General features: G+C 47.7%; 3 protein-coding genes. All 3 read left to right on the top strand.

Going from position 1 to position 4666, the window contains the following annotated elements:
- Positions 1 to 1719, top strand: a 1719-nt coding sequence (gene metG, locus MHN01_RS17125) for a methionine--tRNA ligase (protein ID WP_239412450.1), incomplete at its 5' end; no start/stop codon positions are given.
- 490 nt (positions 1720 to 2209) lie between these two features.
- A complete protein-coding gene (locus MHN01_RS17120; protein WP_239412449.1) occupies positions 2210 to 3532 on the top strand; it encodes a dicarboxylate/amino acid:cation symporter in 1323 nt (440 codons plus the stop codon).
- A gap of 246 nt (positions 3533 to 3778) precedes the next feature.
- Positions 3779 to 4660, top strand: coding sequence for a hypothetical protein (locus MHN01_RS17115; RefSeq protein ID WP_239412448.1), 882 nt, complete (start codon positions 3779 to 3781; stop codon positions 4658 to 4660).
- The last annotated feature ends 6 nt before the right edge of the window (positions 4661 to 4666 follow it).

Genomic DNA, 4666 nt, shown 5'->3' with positions numbered 1-4666 from the left:
GTTTATACTCAGCTAAAAGAAAAAGGCTTTATTACTAGCCGCACTATCTCCCAGCTATTCGATCCTGAAAAGGAAATGTTCCTGCCAGATCGCTTTGTAAAAGGTACCTGCCCGAAATGTAAGGCAGAAGACCAGTACGGCGATAACTGCGACAGCTGCGGCGAAACATACAGCCCGACGGATCTAATCGAACCGAAGTCTGCTGTTTCCGGTGCCACTCCGGTAATGAAAGACTCCGAGCACTTCTTCTTTGACCTGCCACAGTTCGAAGGCATGTTGAAAGAGTGGACCAAATCTGGTGCGCTTCAAGACGAAACAGCCAACAAGATGCAGGAGTGGTTCGAATCTGGTCTGCAACAATGGGATATCTCGCGTGATGCGCCATATTTCGGTTTCGAGATCCCGGGTGAAACAGGCAAGTACTTCTATGTATGGCTGGATGCACCAATCGGCTACATGGGCTCATTCAAGAACCTGTGTGACAAGCGTGACGACCTGAACTTTGACGAGTTCTGGAACAAGGACAGCTCCACCGAACTTTACCATTTCATCGGTAAAGACATTGTCTACTTCCACAGCCTGTTCTGGCCTGCGATGCTGGACGGTGCCGGCCTGCGTAAGCCAAACAATGTCTTCGTTCACGGCTACGTTACTGTAAACGGCGCGAAGATGTCGAAGTCTAAGGGTACCTTTATTAAAGCAGGTACTTATCTAGAGCACCTGGACCCAGAATGCCTGCGTTACTACTACGCGGCCAAGCTGAACAACCGTATCGACGATCTGGATCTTAACCTCGAAGATTTCACCCAGCGTGTGAACAGCGATGTCGTGAACAAGATTGTCAATCTGGCATCACGTAATGCCGGTTTCATTGCCAAGCGCTTCGAAGGCAAGCTGTCAGACATTTTTGCCGAGCCTGAGCTATATGCCGAGTTTGTTGCCGCCTCTGATCGCATCGCTGAGCTTTACGAGAACCGTGAATACAGCCGTGCAATCCGCGAAATCACAGCCCTGGCAGACAAGGCCAACCAGTACGTTGACGAGAAAGCGCCTTGGGTTGTTGCCAAGCAGGAAGGTAAAGATCAGGAGCTACAGGAAATTTGCTCTGTCGGCATTAACCTGTTCCGCGTTCTGATGACCTACCTGAAGCCTGTTATGCCTCAGCTTGCCGAGCGCACAGAAGGCTTCCTGAACGAAACGCTGACCTGGGAAGGTATTGACCAGCCGCTGACTGCTCACGAAGTGACTAAGTTCAAGGCACTGTTCAACCGTATCGATCCTAAGCACGTTGAAGCTATGGTCGAGTCTTCTAAAGAAGATGCTGCAGCTGAAAAAGCAGCAGCTGAAACGGCAGCCAAGCCTACCGGTCCACTGGCTGAAGAACCAATTGAAGCGGAAATCGAATTTGACGACTTTGCCAAAGTCGATATGCGTATCGCTAAGATTGTTTCTTGCGAAGAAGTACCTAAGGCCAACAAACTGCTTAAGTTCCAACTGGATATCGGTGGAGAAATGCGTCAGGTATTCTCTGGTATTAAGTCTGCCTACACTCCAGAGGAGCTGATTGGCAAGCACACTGTTATGGTGGCTAACCTTAAGCCTCGCAAGATGAAGTTCGGCATGTCTGAAGGCATGATCCTGGCAGCGGGCCCTGGCGGCAAAGATCTGTGGATCCTTGAGCCGCATGAAGGTGCTCAGCCTGGTATGCGTGTGATGTAATTTTTATTCACCATAAACGCAAAAAAAAGGAGCTTCGGCTCCTTTTTTTATTGCAGCAGACATTCAACAGCCATCCTTCCCTAATCCCTTCCAACTTACTGATAATCTGAAGATATTCTAATTTTGTTAACCTTATCATTACCTATCATAGTGCAGATAGCTGCATAGAATATTTTCTCGGCAAAAACAGATGTTAACGACTACTTTTATCATGACGATAAATTTCGCTTTTATTCGGTATAAACGCCACTGAGACTCGCTATAACCGATGAAGCAGCACAAAAACTGTATATTAATCAAGCAAAAGGTTAATATTTGGTTAATTTTATTGTTTTCAGAATACCATTCTGGCTCAGAAAGTGTGATCTGAAACATACCTTTGAATTTTGCACAGCATTTTACTTCGCCTTAACACCTAAACTGCTGTTAACCTGCTCCGCGCTCTGGTGAATGATTTACAGAGTGAATAATTATAAGGAGTGTTCATTTCATGCCAACACAAAAAAAGAAAATGTCCCTGACTGGTCGAGTGATCCTCGGCATGGTGCTGGGCATCTTGACAGGATTCGCTATTCGCTCCCTTTTTGCTGAGACTTCATTTGTACACGAATATCTAGTGAATGGCCTGTTTGACGTTGGTGGTGCGATCTTCATTGCTAGCTTGAAAATGCTGGTTGTGCCTTTGGTATTTGTATCCCTGGTTTGTGGTACCAGTACACTGAACGATATCAGTACGCTTGGTCGCCTTGGGGGCAAAACCCTGTTGTTCTACCTGACAACAACCGCTATTGCTATTACGCTCGCGCTGACCATGGGTAACCTGTTCCAGCCGGGTGCAGGTGCCGACCTATCGGCTGCGACAACATTTGCAGCCAAAGAAGCACCATCATTGGGTGATGTCATCATCGGAATGTTCCCGACGAACCCAATCAACTCAATGGCTCAGGGCAATACACTGCAAATTATCGTGTTTGCTATCCTATTTGGTATTGCCATCAGTGCTGCTGGCAAACCTGGTGAGCGCATTGCTGCTATCTTTGCCGACCTTAACGAAGTCATCATGAAGCTGGTCGCACTGCTAATGCACATTGCTCCTTTCGGTGTCTTCTTCCTGATGGCGAAACTGTTCACAGGAATTGGCCTTGATGCCATCTACAACCTGTTTGGCTACTTCGTGGTACTAACTTGTACCCTGTTGATTCACGGCTTGGTTGTATACAGCACAATGCTGAAGGTGTTCACAGGTTTGAGCCCGAAGACATTCTTGAAAAAGATGGAAGATGCAATCATGTTTGCCTTCTCCACGGCTTCGTCAAATGCAACCATTCCTGTAACGATGGAGACAGCGACCAAGCGTCTTGGTGCTTCTAACCGTATCGCTTCGTTTACCGTACCACTAGGCGCAACCATCAACATGGATGGTACTGCAATCATGCAGGGTGTTGCGACAGCGTTTATTGCTCAGGCATTCAATATCGATCTGACGATGGGTGACTATATGGCAGTCATCGTTACGGCAACGCTTGCTTCAATCGGTACTGCTGGTGTTCCGGGTGTTGGCCTGATCATGCTGGCAATGGTACTGAGCCAGGTAGGCCTGCCAGTTGAAGGTATCGCTATCATCATGGGTGTCGACCGACTACTTGATATGATCCGTACCGCTGTCAACATCACTGGCGACAGCGCGGTAACTTGTATTGTGGCCAAGTCTGAAGGTGAGCTGGATATTAATCGATTCAACGACCCGGCAGCCGGCGAAAAAGATGAAGAAGTCCACCTTCACCCGCAAGCCAAAACAGCCAGCTTCGACTAACAATCCACGCTGTCTATAGCTGCAAAATAGCAAATCCCATTCAAAGCCCCGCAAGGGGCTTTTTTGCACCATTAGGAAACATACTCGCCCCATCACTGCCCAACGCTTTTAACTTGAAGAGCAAGAAAACTGTAACTAACTGATAATTAAAATTAAATAATCAAAGCAAACAACTTATTCAACGGCACACTTATTGCGTTATTCCCTCTATGAAGCACCATTGATGCTGGAGGGAAAATGCTTATCATGTCATTAGTTATTGGAGTTGTGCTTAGTCTCGGCTATTACACCTACCATGTAAGGCAGAGCAATTCACTGCTGCAAAACCGCTTTAATCAGGTGATCGGCCTACGCCAGCTTATTCACCTGCTACGCTTTCATCGTCGACAGACTCACCAGTTGCTGAGTAGCAGCGGGAGCTTCCTTGGAAAGGAGCAACCTTTAAACGAATCACTGGCAATCCAGAGCCTGCTTCGGACTCTGATCAGCCAGGCTGAGCACTCGCAAAAGCCCATGTACCGGATATTAATGAAGCGCATTACATCATTACTGGACGAGTGGCCAAGGTACTCTTTACAGCGAAATCAGGCTGTTCACGGCAAGGCCATCCGTCATGTCCTGTACCTGATTGATGACACCATCACCCAGAGCCTGCTGGCTGCTGACAAAGAATATGTATTCAAGCAATACCAGTCGGCATGGCCTGTCACCCTGAACGCTATCGATAGTCTGAGCCGTTTTCGCCACACTATTCACAGTTATCACCCAAACAGTACGGCGATAAAACGCGAACTATGCTTGCATACCCAGATCCTGCGCCGGCGTCTCGGCCAGATGACAGTTAGAAGCAGCAACCCTGCTCCGCCACTTATTATTGAGGCACTGTTTGATCAGTTCGACAAGATTGACCTGGACAACCCGGACCCGGGTCTGGTCAAAGAGCAGCTTTATCATTTTTCTCTGCAGGTATCAGAGACTATCTTCAACCTGTTCGATCTGGTACTCGGTGATATCGGCAAAGAAGTATCGATCAGGCTTCCCGAGCTCCCTGTCGATGCCAGCAATGTAGTAAAGCTACCTCAGCCTGTTCAGGGCGTTGACAGTTCAAAACAAAAAAACCCAGCCTAGGCTGGG

Source organism: Photobacterium sp. OFAV2-7 (genome assembly GCF_022347985.1).
In the GTDB taxonomy this organism is placed as follows: domain Bacteria; phylum Pseudomonadota; class Gammaproteobacteria; order Enterobacterales; family Vibrionaceae; genus Photobacterium.
This window is presented reverse-complemented; position numbering and strand designations above follow the sequence as displayed.